This window comes from Paenibacillus radicis (ex Xue et al. 2023) (genome assembly GCF_024722015.1).
GTDB lineage: Bacteria > Bacillota > Bacilli > Paenibacillales > NBRC-103111 > Paenibacillus_S.
In genome coordinates, this window is the sequence record NZ_JANQBD010000004.1 from 64603 (window position 1) to 86170 (window position 21568).

A 21568-nucleotide genomic window follows, 5' to 3' on the forward strand; every position below is an offset into this window, starting at 1 on the left:
ATGAACAAACCACTGATTTATTTTTTGTGTACAGGCAACTCCTGCCGCAGCCAGATGGCGGATGGATTTTTTCGGGCATTAGGCTCAGATCGTTATGAAGTAAAAAGCGCAGGACTTGAAGCACACGGACTGAATCCACGAGCAGTTATAGTAATGAAGGAGATAGGTGTCGATATTAGCAGCCATAGCTCTGATGTCATTGATCAGGAGACTTTGAACCGTGCTGATTATGTAATTACTTTGTGCGGTCATGCGGATGAGCATTGTCCAGTTATTTCGAATAATAATGTGGTGAAATGGCATTGGGGATTTGACGACCCTGCTAAAGCAACGGGAACAGAAGACGAAATAATGACACATTTCAGAAGCGTTCGTGATGATATCAAAAAACGAATAGAACAGTTCTTACACGAAGGGAAGTAAGTAAGACGAGCATTTCAGGGGAGATATTTTAAAGGTAAAACGTATGCATGTCCTGTAAACTGTACGGATTTAGTTAGTCGATAGCTTTATGCAAAAGTTTTTTGGAGTGGAGCTATTGGAGAAAGGCTGCGTCAAAGGGCTTATAATTGGTTTGCGGCGAAGCTGTTATGTGCCATGAAGGGTTTGGACGGAGCTAAGAGTTCCGTTATTCCGTCTGCCGCCTTCAGATTTAGATGTTAGCGGAAGTCGGAATTCCTTTATTTGGGTGAAACGAAGAACTAAGCACAAAAAACAGATTGATAAAGGAACAAGCTGTTCCCGTATCTCTCTGTTTTTTGTGCTTTTCGGGTGATAAAGGAACGAGCGCTTCCGTTATTGTTCTTCACTTTATTAATTGCAGTGGTGTTGCCTTTAAGAATCGAATGTATCTTCACTGAGAGGGCATCGAATAGCAGTTTTTATTGTTTTTCATTTACACAAACTTAACAAATGGCAATAGGGACATTTAACACTGGGATGAATTTCCTATGCTATAGTTAACACTATCAAGCATTTTACTGGAGTAGGGATGAAAATGGCGACTGACAAATCGATGATAAGTATGGGCGAAGACGGTGCTTTTTACCGGGAGCAATTCCAACAAATTCTTCAGCATAGATTGATCCACTCCGTTTATCAGCCGATCGTTTCCCTGAAAGACGGTGCAATTGCAGGTTATGAGGCGTTGACCCGCGGGCCAGAGAATAGTCCTTTTCAATCGCCTGTAAGATTGTTTGAGTATGCAGAAAGAGAAGGTATGCTATATCCACTGGACTGGCTCGCCCGTGAAATGGCCATTAGAGGCTCGTTTTTTTCCAAAGGTCAGGAGCTGCTGTTTATCAACATTCCTGCCGCCATTTTACAGGATCCGCAGTTTGCTTCAGGTAAAACGATGGAACTGCTGCATGCCCGTGGACTCACCCCAGGCAATGTAGTGTTTGAAATCACGGAGCGCAGCTCGATTGAGGATTTCTCCACGGCCAAGCAGGTGCTGGAGCACTACCGCAGTCAAGGCTATCGCATTGCCATTGATGATGCAGGTGCGGGGTATTCTTCCTTACAAGCGATTGCGGAGCTTCAGCCGGATTTTATAAAAGTCGACCGCTCTTTGGTCCAAGACATTCATTTGCATAAAACTAAGGAATATATAATGGAAACCTTCGTGACCTTTGCCAAAAAACTTCATATTGAGGTTATTGCCGAGGGAATCGAGTGTATCGAAGAGCTGCTTCATTTGACCCGAATGGGCGTCCATTATGGACAAGGCTTCTTGCTAGGAAGGCCAGGCTTGGAAAAGCTGTCGGTTGATACCGAAATGGTTAAACAAATTGTGCAGCATCGAAAAATTCATGATTCTGTTGGCAGTACATGGGCTATTGGCGATCTGACAGCACCCATTCAGGAATTTGATTCCAAGTCCCTTATTTCTGAGGTGGCCAATTATTTCAAGAAAAACGGTAATGCTGTTGGAGCTGTTGTTGTATCCGATAAGATTCCAGTAGGCTTGATTATGAGGGAACGGCTATTTCAGCAGTTGGCCGGTCAGTATGGATTCTCTCTATTCTGGAACCGGACCATCGATCAGGCTATGGATTCGAACCCTCTAATCGTAGAGAAGAATACACCGGTTGAAACCGTATCCCAGTTGGCGACCTCGCGAAATACGAATTTATATGATTTGGTGATCATTACAAGCGAAGGCAGAATGGCGGGCGCCGCTTCCATTAGATCGATTCTGGAATGTATAACAAACGCTCGTATGGAGACAGCCAAGGTAGCTAGCCCGTTGACCGGACTCCCTGGCAACATTCAAATTCACAGGGAAATGAATAAACGTCTCTTGGAGAAGAGAAAATTTTCCGTAATTTATGCGGATTTGGATTATTTCAAGTGGTTTAATGATAGATACGGGTTTCAAAAAGGTGATCAGCTGATCCAGTATACGGCAGATGTCATTCAGCAATCCATAGTCGTATGCGGCATGCCTTTTGATTTTGTCGGTCATATCGGAGGAGATGATTTTATCGCGCTTACCTCCACGGATATACCTGAGAAGCTGTGTGTAGAACTAATTCGCCGCTTTGACCAAGGGGTAAGAATGTTTTATGAAGGCGACGATTGGTCATATGTTGAGGATCGCAGCGGCAACCGTATTGATACGAGTGGTGTTACGATATCTTTATCTCTTATCGTTTGCGAGAATGAAGCAGCCGTTACGCTGGAGGAAATATCGCAGGCGGCGGCTAAGCTCAAGAAGCAGTCCAAGTCGAAGCTGGGCAGCGTATTTGTAAGCGAGCGAATAGGATTGCCTTCAATTGCGGAGGAACAGATTAATGAGATTGTCTACGAAAACAGCTCTAACAGCTGATCCATCTGCTGAATACAGAATACATTCCGTTTCCCGAGCTTTTGCTGGGAAATTTTTTTTGCTGATCCATCGGTATGCCGCTGTATCCAAACGGCATCCATACCGGATTTAACCGCTCCACATACATCGTGCTTCCAAGAATTTCCGACCATAACCGCTTGCCGCGGAGATAGGTCCAAAGTGCGTACGGCCGTTTTGAAAAGCGGAGTACCAGGCTTCTTGTCTGCATGCTTAACCGCTGTAAAGATGCGCTCGTTGGGGAAAAAAGGATGAAGTCCAAACCTGTCCAGCAGGTGAATGACCTCACTGCGCGGACTGTTGCTAATAATAGCCAGCTTGAAGTTGGGTGAGAGTTCACGAAGCGTATCCACTACACCCGGAGCAAGCGATTTGGCAGCTAGTCGGTGATTGCGGACCATGCGGAAGAAATCGATGGGAAAGTGCTGATGCACTGGGATTTCCAATTCCTTAAGAGCGTCCATCAGGCATTTCTGCTGCAATTCATCGAGCTGCAGCTTAACACCCCTGAGTTTTTTCTGCTGCTGCCAGTTAGCTTGATAAGCCTCCCATAGTCCAACAGCCCGCGGGGTTTCGTCGTCTCGTGACCAGCGGGCGGAATACTCGTTCCATACGGTAAGGAATGCCTGCTCAAAATGAACACCCTGATAAATAAGGGTTTGGTTAACGTCGAAGCAAATGGCTTTCTTGTCATGTGTTCGGTGTTGAATACTCATGATCGACTACCTCCGTTCGTGCTTGCGTTTTACCTGATAGTTATGTTTATGCGGAAGCTGGAGGCGTCACCCCCTTGGACAGGAGTAGAAGCTTATGCTTTTTTTAAAATATCAGATTTTGTAGGTTTTCAGCGGAGCTGAACAAGTATGATATTGCAAGAAAAGTTACTGCTGCGACCAATGAGAAGCTACGAGCATCCTTATATCTTTATGAATGGAAATCGAATAGTTTTTCTAATTGCATTATCCTATGCTATCATAGAGTTAGTATGGAAAATGAGGTGTAATCATGTCTAAATTAGTAGTGATCGATGGCAATAGTATTGCTTACCGCGCTTTTTTTGCGCTCCCGTTACTGAGTAATTCGAGCGGTTTACACACGAATGCAGTATACGGATTTACAACCATGCTGTTAAGGCTGCTGGACGAACAGAAGCCGACCCATTTTCTGGTAGCATTCGATGCCGGGAAAGCAACTTTTCGACATAAGGATTATGCAGAATATAAAGGTGGGCGGGCCAAGACTCCTCCTGAGCTGTCCGAGCAGTTTCCACTATTAAAGGAATTGATTAAAGCTTTCGGTATTTCCCAGTTTGAGCTTGACGGGTACGAGGCTGACGATATTATAGGTACATTGACCAGGATGGCTGATGAAAAAGGCGGCATGGAAGTAGTTGTTGTAAGTGGAGATAAGGATATGCTGCAGCTGGCATCCGATCAAGTTAAAATCGCTTTGACGCGCAAAGGCATCAGCGAGGTTGAGCTGTACGATCCTCCTTATATTAAGGAGAAATACGGTCTAACACCGAATCAAATCATTGATTTGAAGGGCTTGATGGGAGATACGAGCGATAATATTCCGGGGATTCCAGGAGTAGGGGAGAAAACAGCGCTCAAGCTTCTGCACGAGTTCGAATCCGTGGAAGGCGTTCTGGCCAATACAGATCAAATTAAGGGCAAGATGAAGGAAAAGATTATAGAGCATGCGGAAGACGCTCGGATGAGCAAGGGGCTGGCGACCATATTCCGCGAGGTGCCTCTTACCTCTACATGGGATGAATTAGCTTATACAGGCTATGAGGGACAAGCTCTAGCCCAAATGTTCCGCAAGCTGGAGTTCAAATCGCTGCTGGATAAAATGGATTTCGGTGGTGCGGATACATCATTGGACTCTAACCAGTCTCCACAGGAAGAAATCCAGACGGTTGCTATAGACCGGGAGCGCATGCCGGAGCTGCTTGAAGCACTGCCTCAAGTGAAAGCACTGCATGTTGAAGTGGTGGGAGATAATCCGCATACCGGGTATGTGCTTGGTTTAGCGTTAGCTTCGCAGGATACTTGCTACTATGTGCCGTTTGAGCTGCTGCGCGAAGAAGGAGCTTATTCAGAGGCTCTAAGAGCATGGGTGGAATCTCCGGATAAGTCTTTAGCCATCTACGACCAGCATCGGGCTGAAGTGGCTTTGGGCTGGCAAGGCCTTAGTCTGTGCGGATCGTCCTTTGATGTGCTGCTTGCTGCCTATCTGCTTGATCCAACGGAGTCGTCTTTAACATTGAACGGCCTAACGGCTAAATATGGCTTGTCTTCCTTGAAGGCGGACGAGGATATATTCGGCAAAGGCGCCAAATTTCAAATTCCCGCGGCCGAAGTCATCTGTGAGCATTTGTGCCGGAAAGTAACGGCTGTTCAACAATTGATGGAGCCGATGCAAAACGATCTGGAGAGCAATGGTATGCATCAGCTGTTCTACGAGTTGGAGCTTCCTTTGGCCAGTGTACTTGCATCGATGGAGAAAAAGGGAATCAAGGTAGATGTTGAAGGTCTGAAGCAGTACGGTTCAGAGCTCGCGGTTCAGCTGGAATCCATCATGAAATCCATTTATGAAGCGGCAGGAACCGAGTTCAACATTAACTCGCCTAAGCAGCTCGGAGAAATATTGTTTGAAAAGCTGCAGCTGCCTGCTGTGAAGAAAACGAAAACAGGCTACTCCACTGATGCTGAAGTGCTTGAAAAGCTGGAGCCTTATCACCCGGCTATCGGCCATATTCTTAATTACCGGACATTGGCGAAGCTTCAGTCCACTTATGTGGAAGGATTATTGAAAGAGGTTCGCGGTGAAACAGGTAAAGTACACACGTATTTCAAACAGACGATTGCCGCGACTGGTCGTTTGAGCAGTCAATACCCGAATTTGCAAAATATCCCGATCCGACTGGAGGAAGGCCGTAAAATCCGCAAGGTATTCGTACCTTCCAGGCCTGACTGGTCGATATTAACCGCTGACTATTCGCAGATTGAACTTCGTGTGCTAGCCCATATTTCGCAGGATGAGAGGCTGATGGAAGCATTCCTGAAGGATATGGATATTCATACGAAAACGGCGATGGACGTGTTTGGTGTGCCTGAATCAGCAGTCGATTCCAATATGCGCCGGCAGGCCAAAGCCGTTAACTTCGGCATTGTGTATGGCATCAGTGATTACGGCTTATCGCAAAACTTGAACATTACCCGTAAGGAAGCGTCTGCTTTTATTGAACAGTATTTTTTCGTATTCCAAGGGGTTCGCCAATATATGGATGACATTGTAAAAAAAGCGCGTCAGGACGGATATGTAACGACTTTGCTCCAGCGTCGACGTTATTTGCCTGAGATTACGGCTTCCAATTTCAACTTGCGCTCATTTGCTGAACGAACAGCGATGAATACGCCCATACAGGGCACAGCTGCTGACATTATCAAGCTGGCCATGGTACAAATGGATGAACGGATGAAGCGGGACGGCTTGCAGAGCCGCATGCTGCTTCAGGTGCATGATGAATTGGTATTCGAGGTGCCTGAAGAAGAAATTGAAATTATGAAAGCAACTGTAAAAGATGTTATGGAAAATGCGCTATCACTAGACGTTCCATTGAAAGCAGATGTCGATACCGGATCAAACTGGTATGAAGCGAAGTAAGGTAGTCCCCCACCCAAACCATGCATCCCCACCCAAACCCTCCCCGCCGGGAGGGCTCCAAGGGCTACGCCCTCTGGACACCCGTAAGAGAACGGTTATACTTGGATACCGTGATAGGGGATCGCTGTTGTCCCTGCGGGACAAGCTTTACAGTAGTTCTCTCTATTAACGATTCGGATGTACAAGGTGAGGAAAATTCACGAGTCGCTGCTGCACGGTCGGCCAAAACATAGTATAATGGTTAGCTTCAAGCGACAGCTGCACACACTACAAATGTTTATTGAGGTGAAATCATCATGCCGGAATTACCAGAGGTTGAAACGGTACGAAGGACCTTGAACGAATTAGTTTTACAAAAGAAGATTGATCACGTTACGGTTCATTTGAACCGAATAATACTGCTGCCGGAGGAGCCGCTGGAATTTTGCTTGCTGCTCGCCGGACAGACCATTCAAAACGTTGAGCGCAGAGGCAAGTTTCTTTGTTTTATGATGGATGACTTCACCCTGGTATCCCATCTGCGGATGGAAGGCAGGTATGGCTTATATGATCAGTTGGACCCATTGGAGCCCCATACGCATGTCGTATTCCATTTTACAGACGGCAGCGAGCTTCGTTATAAAGATGTTCGTCAATTCGGGACTATGCATCTTTTCCCAAAGGGACGTGAATTAGAGGAAAATCCGCTGAAAAAGCTCGGGCTCGAGCCGTTGGATGAGGACTTCACCTTAGCCGCTTTTAGCAGCAAGCTATCCGGTCGTTCAACCAAGATCAAGCCTTTGCTCCTCAACCAGGAATATATCGTTGGTATAGGGAATATTTATGTGGATGAGTCCCTTTTCTTGGCAGGTATTCACCCGGAGCGAGCAGCTAATACATTGACCCGACGGGAGCTTGCCTCTCTTTACGAGGCAATTGTAAAAACGCTGCAGGAAGCTGTAGCGGCGGGAGGATCATCTATCAAATCCTTTGTGAACGGACAAGGTGAGATTGGATTGTTCCAGCACCAGTTCAAAATGTACGGCCGCAAGGGAGAGCCCTGCTACACCTGTGGCCAGCCAATTGAAAAGAGTGTTGTTGCAGGTCGTGGAACCCACTTTTGCCCCAAATGCCAACCGCTTAAATGGAAGCAGAAACATGTAAAGAAGGTTAGGGTTTAATCAGTTGTGCACCCTCCGCCCATTTTTTCATATAGTAGGGGTAAAGCGATCGGGAGGGGAAAATTAATGCTGCTGCCTGTTATATCTTTATTGATTTTGGCTTTGGCTGTTAGTCTGGATGGTTTCGGTGTAGGAGTCATGTACGGCTTACGCAAAATTCGGATACCCTTATTATCTGTAGCCATCATTTCTGTATGTTCTGGGCTTATTATTTATATGTCAATGCAGATTGGCGTTTTTATAAGCAGGTTTGTAGACCCGGACGTTGCAAAAGGAATTGGTGGGATCATCCTGATTGGAATTGGAATATGGGCTTTATATCAGGTTGTGACGCAGAAAAAGGATTCAGCGGAGCAAGAAGAAAATATCGATCAGCCGAATACATTCGCGGCAGCAGATATCCAGGACGAGGCGGCTGTTCAAAGCGCCAAAGAAATTATGTATATAGAGCTTAAGAGGCTTGGGTTAGTCATTCAAATATTACGAACGCCCTCTATAGCTGACAGGGACCGTTCAGGCAACATATCTGCATCTGAGGCTGTGTTGTTAGGAGTGGCTCTTTCCCTGGATGCCTTTGGCGCTGGTATAGGGGCAGCTTTAATCGGATTTACTCCATGGCTTACTTCAGCTGTAATAGCATTTGCGAGCGGGGCATTTCTGGCTACAGGATTGCGGATAGGTTACAAGTATTCGGAGCTGGTATGGATTCGAAGGCTATCTGTTTTTCCGGGATTCGTTTTAATTTTTATGGGAATTATGAAACTGTTGTAATATAATGCTTACAAGCTGAGGAGAATTACTATGAACATCGGTTTGACCGGAGGCATCGCCTGTGGCAAAAGCACTGTTTCTAACATGCTGGTGCAGCGCGGGGCGATGCTGGTTGACGCCGACCGTATAGCTAGAGAGGTTGTCGAACCGGGCAGCCCTGTGCTGGAACAAATAGCAGAACGGTTTGGCCAGGAAGTGCTGCTTGAGGATGGGACATTAAATCGCAAAAAGCTGGGTGAAATGGTTTTTGGAAACCAGGCAGCTTTGAAGGATTTGCAGGATATGATGCATCCTTCTATCAGGGCCTTATTGCGGCAAAGAATGAAGGATTACGAACAGCAGCATCCGGATAAGCTGGTAGTAGTAGATGTGCCTCTATTGTACGAATCCGGACTGCAATCAATGTTTGAAGAGGTAATGGTCGTTTATATTCCCCGAAATGTGCAGATGGACAGGCTTGTTCTACGCGATGGTTTGTCATTGGAGCAGGCTGAGAAAAGACTGCAGGCCCAAATGGATATCGAGCAGAAGAAAGCATTGGCTGATATTCTCATCAACAATGAGGGCTCCTTACCGCAAACAGAAGAGCAAGTAGAACAATTCCTGAGAAAGAGAGGGCTTCTATGAGCTTTGGCTTTTGGCGAAGGAAGCGGGTATTTGCACTTTTCTTAATTGCATTTATCATATTTATGTTTTTAAGCAGCAGTATGGTGGGCCGATTACTTTATCCGATTCAATACAAGGATGAAATACTGCTTAATGGTGATAAATATGGTTTAGATCCGTTTTTGATCGCAGCCATTATTCGTGTAGAATCTAACTTCAAAGTGGATATCGAATCGAAAAAGGGCGCTTTTGGGCTAATGCAGCTTATGCCCGACACTTCAGATTGGATTGTGGAGATGGGACGTTTCTCTTCTACTCATAAAGAAAATTTACATAATCCTACGGTCAGTATACAATTAGGATCATGGTACTTAAGCTGGCTGCACAAGCAGTATAAAGGCAATACAGTGGCGGCCATAGCCGGATATAACGCAGGACAGGGAAATGTAAACCGTTGGCTGCAAAATCAGGAGTGGGATGGTACACTGGAAAAGGTGAATTCAATCCCATTTGGTGAAACAAGGCATTACATTCAGCGCGTTTTATATTATTATAATAAATATCATAAGCTTTATGCAGAAGAGTGGGGAGTTTCACCCAAAATGCAAAGAAGCATTGGACAAGCTCCCTGAGGAGCAATTGTCCAACACTTCTTCTTCCTAAAATGATTACTTAAATTGTCCAGCTAATTGTTGTTCAGCGATTTGTACCAAGCGGCGGGTAATGTGTCCACCGATCGCACCTGTATCACGAGTAGCCATGTTACCGTAGTAACCGTCTTGAGGAATGGAGATACCCAATTCCTGTGCTACCTCGTATTTCAGTTGATCCAACGCTGCGTTCGCTTGAGGAACTACAAGTACGTTGCTGCTCCGAGATTGTCCTGCACCCATGTCTGTTCACCTCCTTGTAGTTGGTAAACCTATTATGTGCGTTTATCGGAAGTTCATAACAGGGATTCGTTGGCAATCCGTTGGATTAGTTCGCAAGGGATATTCCCGGCAAAAGGAGTGTTAGAAGATGAAATGTCCATACTGCGATTACCTTGGAACTAAAGTGCTGGATTCCCGCGCAGCCAATGAGAACAAATCCATTCGCCGCCGCAGGGAATGTGAGAGATGCACCAAGCGATTTACGACGTTTGAAATGGTGGAGGAAACCCCCCTTATCGTTATTAAGAAAGATGGCAGCCGTGAGGAATTCAGCCGGGAAAAGATGCTTCGCGGTCTAATACGAGCCTGTGAGAAGCGCCCAGTGTCGGTAGAGCAGCTCGATAAAATCGTCTCTGAGGTGGAAAAGCAGGTCCGCAATACGGCGCATGCAGAAGTAGATAGCCGCAACATCGGTGAAATTGTAATGGAACAGCTGTACCCAGTAGATGAAGTTGCCTATATTCGGTTTGCATCTGTCTATCGTCAATTCAAAGATATCAATATGTTTATGCGTGAGCTCAATGACATTCTCTCTAAGCATGGCGTTGGCGAAGATAATAAATAGGCCGCAGGTGTGTGTTGTCATTTTTTGTTGACAACCTTTAAGCACCTGTGGTATTATCATTTTTGTCGCTACAGAGCTTTAGCTCAGCTGGAATTCCATGCTGGCCGGCGACACTGCTCTAAAAGTAACATGGAAAAATGAAATTGGTTTCCTTGATTGCGAATCTATGGGGAATTAGCTCAGCTGGGAGAGCGCATCGCTGGCAGCGATGAGGTCAGGGGTTCGATCCCCCTATTTTCCACCAATATCTAACACAAACGGCAGAAATGTCGTTTTTTTTGTATTTCCCGCCAAGTATCTGAATCAACTTCGAAGCAAGACCCCACTTCGTGGGGATATTCTATATAGTTTTTAGCTTAGCGTTTGTGCATTGTTGAAAAAAACGTATCATTATTAGCAGAGGATGGCACATTATGAAAGGTGATGAATATGGCTCGCGTTTTGCTGATCAATGGAGGTTCCGAAGGACATATCAATCCAACCCTCGGTGTAGTTCAAGAACTTATCCGTCGTGGAGAAGAGGTAGTTTACTTTATAGCTGAACAATTTCGTGATCGCGTCGAGCCAACGGGCGCAGAGGTGATCACATTCGATGGCAGCAAATTTATTGAGGCTTTCCTTGCCGGAGGAAGAAATCCTTGGGGTCGAGTAGGTGGACTATTGCGTACCGCCGACATTGTCATTCCCAGTCTTCTTGAGCAAACAAAAGGAGAACGTTTTGATTACATCATTCACGACTCGATGTTCGGCTGTGGGCGTTTACTTGCACAAATACTCGACCTGCCTGCAATCAATTCGTGCACGAGTTTTGCAATCCAAGAAAACAGTTTTGACAGTATGCAAGATCGCCTCTCCAGTCATTTTCCAGCAGATGTGAATGAACGTGAACAACAAGAGTTTCAACAGCTGGTTAATAACGTGCAAGCGAAATACAATGTGCAAATTGGCTCCGCCTACGAGGTTTTTTGCAATCCCGCCCCATTGACCATCGTCTACACATCGAAACGCTTTCAGCCTGATGGAGAAAGCTTCGATGAAACGTTTAAGTTTGTTGGACCGTCTTTCGTGCCGCACTCTCATGATCAATTTGATTTTTATAATGTGGATACGGATCACCTGATTTACATATCACTCGGCACTGTTTTCAATCAAGCCGTGGATTTTTACAAGCTCTGTTTTGCCGCGTTCGCTGAAACGAAGTATACCGTGATTTTATCCGTCGGTAAACAAACCCAGATAGCGGACTTGGGAGACATTCCTGCGAATTTTATCGTACGCAACTATGTACCGCAAATCGAAGTACTGATACACGCCAAATTGTTTATCACACATGGCGGCATGAACAGCACCAGTGAAGGTATGTATTATGGTGTGCCGTTGATTGTACTTCCCCAAAGCGCCGACCAGCCTGTTGTGGCGCGACGTGTGGCTGAACTCGGTGCAGGCACCCACCTTAATCAAGAAGGCTTAACCGCACAAGATCTCAGAGAGGCAGCGGAAAGCGTACTAAAGGATGCGTCAATTCCAAAGCAATGCGTTGAAATTGGCGATTCGTTCCGAGCTGCAGGCGGGTATCATCGAGCTGTAGAAGAGATATTCGCGTTTAAACGAAGTCTGGGCATCACTAAATAATCGAGTTGCCTCCAAGGGGCTTGCAGGAACGTTAGCAGGCTCGAACATGCCCTCTATGGTGGGAAGTAACGCGGTAAAGTACGGATATAAACAATTGTATAAGGAATTTGAAGTGGAATTCGATAGGCCCTAATGAATGGAGGAATTCAAATAAATAACTTGACGAAAATGGAGATTCGAAAACCTGCTTTTGACGTTTTTGAAGCTTTTGTCGATCCCGAAAAGATTGGAAACTTTTGGTTTTCGTCCAGCTCGGAGAGATGGGAAAAAGGCAAAACAGTCACGTTGAGGTACGAAGAGTACAAAGCTCAAGGAGATATTCATGTAATAGAAATGATTGAAAATCGAAAGATTGTATTTGAATGGGGGGCGGAAGACGGGGAACCGCATCTTGTGACAATAACGCTCAAGGATACGAATCAAGCAAATACCATCGTAGAAGTGAACGGAGATGGATTTGACGAGAATGATCCTGATTTAATAGCCAAATTGGTGGACAATAAAGAAGGATGGGTCTATATGCTGACTTGTCTAAAAGGTTATTTGGAATTTGGAGTGAACCGATTGAGGAGCGCGTTGGTAAAATGATTGGAATTTTATAATGCGTAACGCTTTCGTTTTCGAGCGTTGCGAATTTGCTCGCATATCAATAGATATCAAATTGAGCTTTTGCCAATGGGCTTGTACATCGTTTTTTCAATAAAATAATCGCCTTGTCCTTATTCAATGAGGCAGGGCGATTTGTGCATCAGGCCATCATCGTTTCCTCTTCTGTTGAAATTAACGCATCGATTGGACAACTTTCCAGTTGCTCTGGATTCGTGTAAAATAAAAGATTATGACAACGATCAACTTTAACGTTCTGCCTCCTCCTCCAGCTTTAAGCCGGGATATCGAGTGCTTGCGAATCTCAACTCACTTAGGAGATCAACCGCTCGAGGTTAAGGTTTGTCCAAGCGGTTACCCCGGTATCGTCTTCCAGCTTGCCGCAGATCAAAACGCAGCGATAGAAAGTATTGCAATCCGTTCCGCACAAACATCCAATATTCCGTTCTTATTTCTGCATGGACAAGGTTCGGAACCGAGCATCATGCGTTTTAGAGGTACACCTTATACGACGATCCAACTGGTTTTTAAGCCCCACGCACTATACAGCTTGTTTGGCTGGGATGCGGCAGCTCATAACCAATGCCTCTTGGCTGCGGATCAATTCGATGCGGTGGAACTCGAGAGGCAGCTTTTGTCCGCGAACTCGACTGACGAACGGGTTTATTTGCTCAATCACTTTTTACTGACTGCTTTAAAGCAGACGAATAGGCGAGACGAGCTCATCGAGTTGACACTCGATTATATTCGCAAACATATCGCAAGTATTACAGTGCAAGATTTGGTTGCCGTATTTCATATTTCTGAGCGGCAATTTCAGAAACGCTTCGCCCGTGTCGTAGGCATGCCGCCGCATCTGTACATCAGGGTAAGACGCATAAATGAAGCATTGAGGTTGATGCATTCAGGGCAGTATGAACGATTGTCCGACGTCGCTTATGCGCTGAACTATTATGATCAGTCTCATTTTATACGCGATATGAAATTATTCTCCTGGATAAGTCCGAAACATATAGCGATGAAGGTTAGTGAATTTCATAGCGACCTGGCAGGGTCCTCTTATTTATAATAAAGGACGGTTTTGTCCAATTATTTTATCGTAGTTCCGGGTATGATCAAGTTATTCCAATAGGAATTAATGATTCAATAACCGAGGAGTGGTAGGCTATGAACAAAATTAAAATGCTGAATCGAATATCGATTGATGGCTATTTTGCCAGCTTAAATGAAGCGACTTTTGGTATGGATTGGTTTATTCATGACCCGGAGGTTGACAAAGCGGCGCATGCTATCGGCGGCAAGATGAATATCCTTATTTTGGGAAGCACGACTTTCCGCGGATTTGAAAGCTATTGGGTGCCAGTGCTCCATAATCCGGATGCGCCCAGTCATTTGAAGGAGATAGCTCAAGAACTGACTGACATGACCAAAATCGTTTTCTCCAAAACAATCAATGAGACTGAGTGGGACAACACCCAAATTTATAATGATAACCTGATCGAAGTGGTACGACAATTAAAACGAGACGCTAGTTGTGACATTCTTGTGCTGGGCAGTGGTTCAATCGTACAGCAGCTTGCCGAGGAAGGCTTGATTTGATGAGTATATATTTATTGTCAGTCCTGTTGTGGCGGGTAAAGGTAAACCTTTGTTTGAGCACGTCAGGCAATTTGCGCTTACTCCGGTAGAGGCGAGGACGTTCGAATCTGGAAACGTCGTGCTTCATTATGTGAAGCCTTCTCCCGCAGGGTTTTCCTCCGAATAGCTAAAACTAAATAGTAACGGGCTATACGCGGCCCCCAGCCTGCTGACGAAAGAGAATAGCGAGTTATTCCGAAACTTCGATGAGAAACCTCCAAAACCACTGTTAAAGTGGAACTGGAGGCTTTTTTCTTGCGGAGTCTAAACGGGAATGGATGATTCTTGTTAACATATAAGAAAATTTAAGTGGGATTTTGTACGGAACAGATAGTTCCGCTAATCCATCAGCCGCCTCCAATCTGGGGCGATAGCGGAAGTGGGAATTCCGTTATGTTGGCCGAATTGGAGCATTTATGCACAAAAACAGAGCAATAACGGAACTAGCTGTTCCCGTATCCCTCTAATTTTTGGACTTTTCAAGTGATAACGGAACAATTACTTCCGCATTGCCCTTCACTTCCGTGGATGCAGTACTGATGGCTTCAATAGCGGCCGTAATCCCACACCCATCTCTCCAAAGCACACAAATGTAGATCTTACTATACTAACGACTCACTCGTTTGCTTTTGGCACAGATTGTTGCAGATCGAAGGCATGCTGAGAAAGGACACAAAAGGGATATAGAGCCAAACTGTCGAAAATAATAATATTCAATCAAGGCGCTGCAATTGACGGCGTAGAACGGTGGTTATTATGTCCACACCTATTGTATCCACTAAACTATTTATCCCTCCGCCTCGGCCTAACGTTGTTATCCGCCCTCGTTTGATCGATTGCTTGAACGAAGGTATGCAGCGTAAGCTGATACTCATCTCCGCTTCTGCCGGATGCGGTAAAACTACGCTTGTCAGCCAATGGCTCGCAGGCTGCTCTCAACCAGTTGCATGGCTGTCACTTGAAGAGGGGGATAACGACCCTGCATGCTTTCTGACATACCTCTTTGCTGCTGTGCAGACGATTGCGCCGAATATTGGAAAAGGCGTGTTTGCTTTGCTTCGATCCCCCCAGCTTCCACCAATCGAATCGATTATAACTTCCTTGCTCAATGAAATCACTGCCATTCCGGACCATTTTGTACTCGTTTTTGACGATTACCACGTTATTGATTCCAGAGCGATTGACAAGGCTATCGCCTTTCTGCTTGAGCACATGCCGCCACAGATGCATCTGGTCATCTCCACTCGCGAGGATCCAAGTATACCCTTGGCACGGATACGAGTCAGGAATCAATTGACTGAAGTGCGTGGGGCAGACCTGCGCTTTACCTCCACTGAAGCAGCCGAATTTCTAGGCAGCGTGATGGGGCTAAACCTTTCCCCGGAAAATATCGCCTTGCTTGAATCGCGCACAGAAGGCTGGATAGCCGGTCTGCAATTAGCCGCACTTTCCATGCAGGGACATAAAGATCCCTCAAGCTTCATCCAAACTTTCACCGGCAGTCACCATTTCGTACTGGACTATCTGGTTGAAGAGGTGCTGGAGCAGCAATCCGAAAGCATTCAGACTTTCTTGCTGCATACATCTATCCTCGATTGGATGTGCGGCCCTCTTTGTGATGCGGTTCTTCACAGGAAAGCCGGGGAACAACAAGCCCCTTCTGCTTCAGGGCAAGAAACCTTGGAATATCTCGAACGTGCCAACCTATTCATCGTTCCGCTGGACAACGAACGGCATTGGTATCGCTATCACCATCTTTTTGCTGATTTACTGCAGAAACGGCTGCACCAAAGTATACCCTCGAAAATAGTGGATAATGAGAGGGACGTGGCTGAATTACATATACGTGCCAGCATTTGGTATGAAGACAATGGACTGGAGATTGAAGCTTTTCACCATGCCGCAGCTGCCAATGATATTCAGCGTGCAGCTCGCCTAGTGGAGGGAAAGGGGATGCCTCTGCTATTTCGTGGAGCGGTAGCCCCTGTACTGAATTGGTTGGGTTCAATGCGTAACGAGGATCTGGATGCAAGGCCCTCGTTGTGGGTAATGTATGCTTCTGCATTGCTGATGGCGGGTCAAATGACCCGAGTCGAACAGAAGCTGCAAGCTGCTGAGAAGGCACTGCAAGGTGCTGAACAAGATAATAAGATACGAGATCTAATCGGACATATTGCCGCTATACGCGCTACTCTGGCTGTTAGCAAGCATCAGGCAGAAACCATTATTGCCGAATCGCGTCGTGCTCTGGACTATTTGCATCCGGACAATCTGCCTGTCCGCACTGCCACCACCTGGACGCTGGGATACGCTTACCAGCTCCAAGGAGATCGGGCCGCTGCTGGCAAGGCCTACGCCGAAGCATTATCGATCAGTCAGATGATCGGACATGTCATAATCAACATTATGGCCGCACTGGGCCTTGGGAACATATATGAAGCTGAAAATCAGCTTTATGAGGCGGCTGAGACCTACCGGCAAGTTCTGAATATGACAGGTGATTCACCGCTGCCTGCTGTGTGTGAAGCTCATCTGGGCTTAGCTCGGATATGTTATGAATGGAACAACCTGGATGCCGCTATGCAGCATGGTCAATGGAGCGTGCAACTGGCGAAGCAGTTTGAACAATCGGACAGAGTTGTTGCAGGTGATGTGTTTCTCGTCCGCTTGAAGCTTGCGAAGGGAGAGGTGAGCGGCGCGGCTGCTATTTTAGCCAAGGCGGATCGTGTCGCTCGCTTGCAGAATTTCGCGAACCAGCTGCCGCATATTGCCGCTGCTCAAGTGCTTTTGATGCTTCATCAGCATCAGGGCAATCTGGGGGCAGCCGCTCATTTGGCTCAGAAGCATGAGCTTCACATGAGTCAGGCTCGGATACATCTGGCACAGGGAGACGCGTCTGCAGCTCTAGTGTTGCTGGAGCCGTGGCGGGGGCAGGTGGAGACAAAGGGATGGGCAGATGAACGGCTTAAGGTGATGGTTCTACAAGCGGTTGCTCTGCATGAGCATGGCGAAAAGTTCAAGGCTGTGCAAATACTGGAAGACGCTTTGACAATGGCCGAGCCCGGCGGCTTCATCCGAATCTTTTTAGACGAAGGTGTTCCGATGCTTAGGTTATTGCTTGAAGCGGCAGCTGCCCATGAAGTTATGCCGAGCTATCTAGGGAAATTGCTGGCTGAATTTAAGGCTGAAGAACTCAAAGGTGGAACCAAATCTAGTCAGCAGCTAGCGCAGCCTGCCAAGTTCCTAATGGAGCCACTGAGCGGGCGGGAGTTGGAAGTTCTGCAGCTCATAGCCCAAGGACTCTCGAATCTTGAGATTAGCGAACGGCTTTTCATCGCGCTGACTACAGTAAAAGGGCATAACCGGATTATTTTTGACAAACTGCAAGTAAAACGTCGCACCGAAGCTGTAGCATGTGCCCGTAAGCTAGGTCTCTTGTGAGTTTACCCACTTTACATCGGAACATTTTTAAAACAATACTTTAGTATCTATATGTCAATACCGTATTGCAGCTATACTAATTGCAAATTGAGGCTTGGAGGAGACCCATGAAAGCAATTGTATGCACAAAATACGGATCACCGGATGTATTGAAGCTCAAAGAGGTAGAAAAAGCTATTCCGAAGGACAATGAAATATTGGTAAAAGTTTATGCGACAACTGTAACCTCAGGTGACTGTAGGGTTCGAAGCTTTAACAGTCCTCTCTCGTACTGGATCCCAATGCGAATATTTTTAGGCCTCAGAAAACCTAGAAAACCTATACTCGGCGTGGAGCTATCAGGTGAAATAGAAGAAGTGGGAAGAAACGTTAAAAAATTTAAGAAAGGCGACCAAATTTTTGCATTTACAGGGATGCGATTTGGTGCTTATGCCGAGTATACCTGTTTGTCTGAAGATGGATTGGTAGCCATGAAACCAGCCAATACGACCTATGAGGAAGCGGCTGCTGTTCTTTTTGGGGGGAATACAGCATTGCATTTTCTTAGAAAAGGAAATATCCAGAGCGGGAAAAAAATTGTTATCTATGGAGCTTCTGGAGCGGTAGGTACTTCCGCGGTACAGCTTGCCAAATATTACGGGGCAGAAGTTACTGGGGTATGCAGTACTGCAAATATAGAATTGGTGAAATCTTTGGGGGCCGATAAAGTCATAGATTACACGAAAGAGGATTTTACAAAAAGAGATGAGCTTTATGATATTATCTTTGATGCTGTTGGGAAAAATACAAAATCAAATTGCAAGAAAGCACTGGCTCCGAACGGGATTTATGTGACAGTTGAAGGGCAAGGGATTGCAAAGGAACGTATTGAAGATTTATTTTTCCTCAAAGAACTTATTGAGACGGGTAATATAAAATCGGTCATAGATAGGTGTTATCCGCTGGAACAAATTCCTGAAGCTCATCGATATGTAGAAAAAGGGCATAAAAAGGGAAATGTGGTCATCACGGTGAAGCATGATAACCAGCTCTAGTAAAGTATTGGGCTCACGCTTGGAGGTTCAGTCATTTTGGAAGATTCCATTTACCATATTATCCTGAATTTTAGGGCCACAAAAGAACCCTCAAATCCAACTTTGATTAAAGGTGGGTTTGAAGGTTCTTTTGCACATTTTATGGGATTCACTCAATAGGTTTGCGTTTGAGAAAGCCAAAATACTCATCAAAAAGCTCCTTGAATTTCAAGCTGTCAATTTTCACCTTTGTTAATATACCTTGATTCCACTCGGTAAATGAAGTGTCGGTTAAAGTTATGCTGCCTTCATCTGTAATTTTTGTTATTAATGGATGCTTATTAAAAGAAGATGCGGGGTGTTCTACAACAATCTTTTGAACGGCATTACATTCTGAGAAGTCAGCTATAGGGCTCATGGAATCAAAAGTGTATCCGATTCTCCAGTCGGAATCCTTATGTTTTAATTTCATTTTCAAGAACATAATCTCCAAATTCACCGGCCCTTTTTTGGATTCGAAACTGTCCATTGCTTGAGGTTATGGTTTCTCCGGATAAAGGAACAGGTTTTAATGGGAGATTTCCTCCAAACCCCGTATCTAGTATATAGATTTGTTTCTCGTGATTGAGAAGGATGGTTACATGTGTTCTCCCTAGCGTGAAAAAAGCTTGAGTATCGTTATTATAGACCACCCCACGTGTTAGAACAGCGTCAAATCCATTCTCAATTAAAAAAAGATAGAGCAGCGCGTTTAATTCATAGCAAAGCCCACCTTCGTTAGCAACTAAAAGTTTGTTGACCAAATGTTCTTTAGAAATAATGTTGGTTCTTTTTTCAATAATACATAAATTTTCAAAAGGAACGGTTTTCGCCATTTTTTCAAGTACTCCAGCCAGGTCTTCAAAAGTAATAGTATCGTTTTCCGGGAGACTTATTCTATTTCGAAATAAAGTATTAAGTTCACTCATCGATCATTCCTCCATTATCTTTAAATTCACCTTCAAATCATCCGGCATGCAGTCTATAGATGACCTCGACGTTCAAATTAACCTCAAGGTTTCGTTACTTAAAAGGATACGGCGAAATTATAACCCGAACAATAGCGAATCAACTAAACTGTATCGATACAGTTGGCAATTCGTATATAATAATTAGAGAAGAGCGAGGGGGAATGATATGAAAAAATATTTGCTTATTCTTTCCGATATCGAACAGAAAATATCAGACGGACAATACCGTCCGGGTCAAAAGCTGCCTTCCGTTCGCGGAGCTGCGGAGCTGTACGGATGCAGCATTAGTACGATCACACGGGCATATGCAGAGCTGGAGAAGCGGCATGCCATTTACTCGATCTCGCAAAGCGGCTATTACGTGGTCGGAAAAACGGAAGATAGGTCTGTCGACAAGGAAGACAAAACGATAGATTTCGCTTCGGTGCTGCCGGATGTAGATGTGTTTCCGTATTTGGATTTCCAGCATTGCTTGAACAAGGCGATTGATATATACAAACACCAACTGTTTACGTATGGCGATTCGTTGGGTCTGGAGAAGCTTCGCCATACACTTGCTTCTCACCTGGCAGGATATCAAGTATTCGCGAATATGGAACGGATTGTGGTGACTTCTGGCGCGCAGCAGCCGTTGGAGCTATTGGCTAAAATGCCGTTTCCGAATGGGAATTCGGTCATCCTGGTCGAACAGCCCAGCTACGATATATATTTGCGATTTCTTGAGAAAGAAGGAATACCGGTTAGCGGAATTGCCCGTACGGCAAAAGGGATCGATTTGCGCCAATTGGAGGATAGGTTCAAAACGGGCAGTATTAAATTTTTTTACACGATGTCAAGATATCACAATCCGCTTGGTACTTCGTATAGCGCAGATCAGAGGAAAGCAATCGCAGGTTTGGCCAGCAAATATAACGTATACGTCGTAGAGGATGATTATATGGCGGACTTGGGTGAAGAACAAGGGTTTGATCCTATTTACGCCTACAACCGAACCTCACATGTCGTTTATTTGAAGAGCTTCTCAAAAATCATATTCCCGGGCTTGCGATTGGGTGTAGCCGTATTGCCTGAAACTTTGCTTGAGACGTTTCATGCATACAAAGGATATTCCGATACATCGCTGCTATCCCAAGCTGCACTCGAAGTGTATATCAAAAACGGCATGTATGAGCGGCACAAGAGCAAAATATGCAGCCAATATGCAGCCAGAATTCGTTTACTGAACGAAGCTGTGGATCGATACAATGATGCGGGATTGATACAAATATCGAATGTTAGCTCTGGTATTTATGTGCAGTTCAAGCTGCCCCTTACAGTCAATCTGGAGCTTCTGATGAAGCGGCTTGTGGAGAGAAACGTCAGCGTAGTGTCAGGCAAAAGATTTTATTTATCGGATTATATGGAACGGGAGAAATTTCTGAGGATCAGCATTTCACGGACTCAGTCAGAGAAAATTGAAAGAGGGGTTAAGACGATTGTCGAGGAAGTTGATCGAATGGTTATTGATCCAGCTGCCCGGTCCTCCATTACATAGTTGATACTCCAAATACACGAAAATGCACCTCGCGTTGTGGTTGATGATGGCAGAAATCACCCCATTTACCATTTTCGCTTCGGTGCATTTTTGTTTATTATTCGTTTTTTTGACCAGTTTGAACGGGTCCTAATTGTAGG

17 protein-coding genes, 1 tRNA gene and 1 pseudogene are annotated in these 21568 nt (G+C 45.3%); 16 read left to right on the forward strand and 3 right to left on the reverse strand.

The genetic code is table 11. The annotated features are described in order from the left end of the window. Both arsC and NV381_RS06945 read left to right on the forward strand, forming a co-directional pair. Window positions 1-423 (forward strand): arsenate reductase (thioredoxin), encoded by a 423-nt coding sequence (gene arsC / locus NV381_RS06940; protein WP_258212545.1) that lies wholly within the window; start codon window positions 1-3, stop codon window positions 421-423. Window positions 424-997: 574 nt separating this feature from the next. Beyond that, on the forward strand, window positions 998-2830 hold the full coding sequence (locus NV381_RS06945; protein WP_258212546.1) for a GGDEF domain-containing protein: 1833 nt from the start codon (window positions 998-1000) through the stop codon (window positions 2828-2830). On the opposite strand, the gene NV381_RS06950 is transcribed toward NV381_RS06945, so the two are convergent. Then, window positions 2806-3564 carry an HAD family hydrolase gene (locus tag NV381_RS06950; protein WP_258212547.1) on the reverse strand — a complete coding sequence of 253 codons (759 nt, stop codon included), beginning with the start codon at window positions 3562-3564 and terminating at the stop codon, window positions 2806-2808. The two genes, NV381_RS06945 and NV381_RS06950, sit on opposite strands and share 25 nt — an antisense overlap. Before the next feature lie 289 nt (window positions 3565-3853). Between NV381_RS06950 and polA the strand changes: the two genes are divergently transcribed. From polA to NV381_RS06975, 5 genes are all read left to right on the forward strand, one after another. After that, on the forward strand, window positions 3854-6520 hold the full coding sequence (gene polA, locus NV381_RS06955; protein ID WP_258212548.1) for a DNA polymerase I: 2667 nt from the start codon (window positions 3854-3856) through the stop codon (window positions 6518-6520). A gap of 296 nt (window positions 6521-6816) precedes the next feature. Further along, the gene (gene mutM, locus NV381_RS06960; protein ID WP_258212549.1) at window positions 6817-7680 is read left to right on the forward strand and encodes a DNA-formamidopyrimidine glycosylase; all 864 of its coding nucleotides are present in this window, start codon (window positions 6817-6819) and stop codon (window positions 7678-7680) included. A gap of 69 nt (window positions 7681-7749) precedes the next feature. Next, complete coding sequence (locus NV381_RS06965) at window positions 7750-8451, forward strand: MntP/YtaF family protein (protein ID WP_258212779.1); 702 nt, start codon at window positions 7750-7752, stop codon at window positions 8449-8451. Window positions 8452-8481: 30 nt separating this feature from the next. After that, window positions 8482-9078, forward strand: coding sequence for a dephospho-CoA kinase (coaE, locus tag NV381_RS06970; RefSeq protein WP_258212550.1), 597 nt, complete (start codon window positions 8482-8484; stop codon window positions 9076-9078). Beyond that, a complete protein-coding gene (locus NV381_RS06975; RefSeq protein WP_258212551.1) occupies window positions 9075-9689 on the forward strand; it encodes a lytic transglycosylase domain-containing protein in 615 nt (204 codons plus the stop codon). The genes coaE and NV381_RS06975 overlap by 4 nt, the downstream gene beginning before the upstream one ends. Window positions 9690-9725: 36 nt before the next feature. Here the strand turns inward: NV381_RS06975 and NV381_RS06980 are convergent, their stop codons facing one another. Beyond that, window positions 9726-9950 carry an alpha/beta-type small acid-soluble spore protein gene (locus NV381_RS06980; RefSeq protein ID WP_258212552.1) on the reverse strand — a complete coding sequence of 75 codons (225 nt, stop codon included), beginning with the start codon at window positions 9948-9950 and terminating at the stop codon, window positions 9726-9728. Between the two features lie 127 nt (window positions 9951-10077). On the opposite strand from NV381_RS06980, the gene nrdR reads away from it, so the two are divergent. The 8 genes from nrdR (at window position 10078) to NV381_RS07020 (ending at window position 18905) form a co-directional block, all read left to right on the forward strand. Beyond that, on the forward strand, window positions 10078-10554 hold the full coding sequence (gene nrdR, locus NV381_RS06985) for a transcriptional regulator NrdR (RefSeq protein ID WP_258212553.1): 477 nt from the start codon (window positions 10078-10080) through the stop codon (window positions 10552-10554). Window positions 10555-10722: 168 nt separating this feature from the next. Further along, window positions 10723-10798: transfer RNA gene (locus NV381_RS06990), tRNA-Ala, on the forward strand. Window positions 10799-10983: 185 nt separating this feature from the next. Continuing rightward, complete coding sequence (locus NV381_RS06995; RefSeq protein ID WP_258212554.1) at window positions 10984-12186, forward strand: macrolide family glycosyltransferase; 1203 nt, start codon at window positions 10984-10986, stop codon at window positions 12184-12186. A gap of 150 nt (window positions 12187-12336) precedes the next feature. Further along, window positions 12337-12774 carry an SRPBCC family protein gene (locus tag NV381_RS07000; protein WP_258212780.1) on the forward strand — a complete coding sequence of 146 codons (438 nt, stop codon included), beginning with the start codon at window positions 12337-12339 and terminating at the stop codon, window positions 12772-12774. A gap of 250 nt (window positions 12775-13024) precedes the next feature. After that, window positions 13025-13861 carry an AraC family transcriptional regulator gene (locus NV381_RS07005; protein ID WP_308861686.1) on the forward strand — a complete coding sequence of 279 codons (837 nt, stop codon included), beginning with the start codon at window positions 13025-13027 and terminating at the stop codon, window positions 13859-13861. Between the two features lie 98 nt (window positions 13862-13959). Then, on the forward strand, window positions 13960-14391 hold the full coding sequence (locus NV381_RS07010; RefSeq protein WP_258212556.1) for a dihydrofolate reductase family protein: 432 nt from the start codon (window positions 13960-13962) through the stop codon (window positions 14389-14391). Between the two features lie 795 nt (window positions 14392-15186). Further along, window positions 15187-17871, forward strand: coding sequence for a LuxR C-terminal-related transcriptional regulator (locus tag NV381_RS07015; protein ID WP_258212557.1), 2685 nt, complete (start codon window positions 15187-15189; stop codon window positions 17869-17871). Window positions 17872-17978: 107 nt separating this feature from the next. After that, window positions 17979-18905: an NAD(P)-dependent alcohol dehydrogenase gene (locus NV381_RS07020; RefSeq protein WP_258212558.1), complete on the forward strand. Its 927-nt coding sequence runs from the start codon at window positions 17979-17981 to the stop codon at window positions 18903-18905. Between the two features lie 148 nt (window positions 18906-19053). Here the strand turns inward: NV381_RS07020 and NV381_RS07025 are convergent. Beyond that, window positions 19054-19852: pseudogene (locus NV381_RS07025) on the reverse strand (arylamine N-acetyltransferase family protein). A gap of 208 nt (window positions 19853-20060) precedes the next feature. Between NV381_RS07025 and NV381_RS07030 the strand changes: the two are divergent. Further along, window positions 20061-21428, forward strand: coding sequence for a PLP-dependent aminotransferase family protein (locus NV381_RS07030; protein ID WP_258212559.1), 1368 nt, complete (start codon window positions 20061-20063; stop codon window positions 21426-21428). Window positions 21429-21568 lie beyond the last annotated feature (140 nt).

Coding starts and splice junctions, on each gene's coding strand:
- mutM (WP_258212549.1), top strand. CDS start 6,817: ATGCCGGAATTACCAGAGGTTGAAACGGTACGAAGGACCTTGAACGAA.
- NV381_RS07005 (WP_308861686.1), top strand. CDS start 13,025: ATGACAACGATCAACTTTAACGTTCTGCCTCCTCCTCCAGCTTTAAGC.
- arsC (WP_258212545.1), top strand. CDS start 1: ATGAACAAACCACTGATTTATTTTTTGTGTACAGGCAACTCCTGCCGC.
- NV381_RS06945 (WP_258212546.1), top strand. CDS start 998: ATGGCGACTGACAAATCGATGATAAGTATGGGCGAAGACGGTGCTTTT.
- polA (WP_258212548.1), top strand. CDS start 3,854: ATGTCTAAATTAGTAGTGATCGATGGCAATAGTATTGCTTACCGCGCT.
- coaE (WP_258212550.1), top strand. CDS start 8,482: ATGAACATCGGTTTGACCGGAGGCATCGCCTGTGGCAAAAGCACTGTT.
- NV381_RS06950 (WP_258212547.1), bottom strand. CDS start 3,564: ATGAGTATTCAACACCGAACACATGACAAGAAAGCCATTTGCTTCGAC.
- NV381_RS06980 (WP_258212552.1), bottom strand. CDS start 9,950: ATGGGTGCAGGACAATCTCGGAGCAGCAACGTACTTGTAGTTCCTCAA.
- NV381_RS07015 (WP_258212557.1), top strand. CDS start 15,187: ATGTCCACACCTATTGTATCCACTAAACTATTTATCCCTCCGCCTCGG.
- NV381_RS07020 (WP_258212558.1), top strand. CDS start 17,979: ATGAAAGCAATTGTATGCACAAAATACGGATCACCGGATGTATTGAAG.
- NV381_RS06995 (WP_258212554.1), top strand. CDS start 10,984: ATGGCTCGCGTTTTGCTGATCAATGGAGGTTCCGAAGGACATATCAAT.
- NV381_RS07030 (WP_258212559.1), top strand. CDS start 20,061: ATGAAAAAATATTTGCTTATTCTTTCCGATATCGAACAGAAAATATCA.
- NV381_RS07010 (WP_258212556.1), top strand. CDS start 13,960: ATGAACAAAATTAAAATGCTGAATCGAATATCGATTGATGGCTATTTT.
- NV381_RS06975 (WP_258212551.1), top strand. CDS start 9,075: ATGAGCTTTGGCTTTTGGCGAAGGAAGCGGGTATTTGCACTTTTCTTA.
- nrdR (WP_258212553.1), top strand. CDS start 10,078: ATGAAATGTCCATACTGCGATTACCTTGGAACTAAAGTGCTGGATTCC.